Origin of the sequence: Klebsiella sp. MBT K-1, assembly GCF_002556465.1 — a bacterium.
Lineage (GTDB): Bacteria > Pseudomonadota > Gammaproteobacteria > Enterobacterales > Enterobacteriaceae > Klebsiella > Klebsiella grimontii.
Window position 1 is genome coordinate 1 of sequence record NZ_PDEL01000047.1, and the last position, 785, is coordinate 785.

At 59.4% G+C, this 785-nt stretch carries 1 protein-coding gene; it reads left to right on the forward strand.

All coding sequences use genetic code 11. The annotated features are described in order from the left end of the window. Positions 1-785 (forward strand): type VI secretion system tip protein VgrG (gene vgrG, locus CMQ96_RS28210; RefSeq protein ID WP_141522412.1); only part of this gene is annotated, 785 nt, incomplete at both ends.

The following is a 785-nucleotide window of genomic DNA, read 5'->3' on the forward strand; positions in this document are numbered from 1 at the left end:
CCTTACACCGAACGTTACTGCTTCCGTCCGGTAGAGATCCCTCGCCCGGTCATCCCGGGTACGCTTCCGGCCCGGATCGAAAGTCGCGAAAAAAATGATACCTACGCACACCTGGACGAGCAGGGGCGCTATCGGGTGAAGCTGGACTTCGACCGGGAGGGGACGGAACCCGGTTACGGTTACCTGTGGCTGCGAATGGCGAAACCTTATGCCGGTGAAACGCTGGGCTGGCATACGCCGCTCATCGACGGCACCGAAGTGGCGATTGCGTACAGCAACGGCGATATTGATCTGCCATACATCGCGTATGCGCTGCACGACTCCGAACATTCCGACCACGTCACCCGTGACAATCACACCCGCAATATCCTGCGGACTCCGGCGAACAACAAACTGCGGATGGAAGACAGGCGCGGTGAGGAGCACATCAAGCTCGCCACGGAGTACGGGAAAACACAGCTCAATACCGGGCACCTTGTGGACAGCCAGGGGCAACGTCGCGGTACGGGCACAGAGCTGCGCACCGATGAGTGGGGAACCCTGAGAGCAGGGAAGGGACTCTTTGTCGCTGCGGATGCTCAGGCGAAAGCCCAGGGTGATGCTCTGAATATGGATACCGCGCAGAGGGAAATCGACAGGCTTAATCAGCAACTGCAACAGCTGGAAATGGCCGCAGAACAGGCGCAGGCGCTGAAGGCGGATGTCGACAGCCAGATACAGATGTTTGAGCAGCGGCTGAAACCGCTCAATGAAGCGGTGCTTTTCTCGGCCCCGGAAGGCATGGC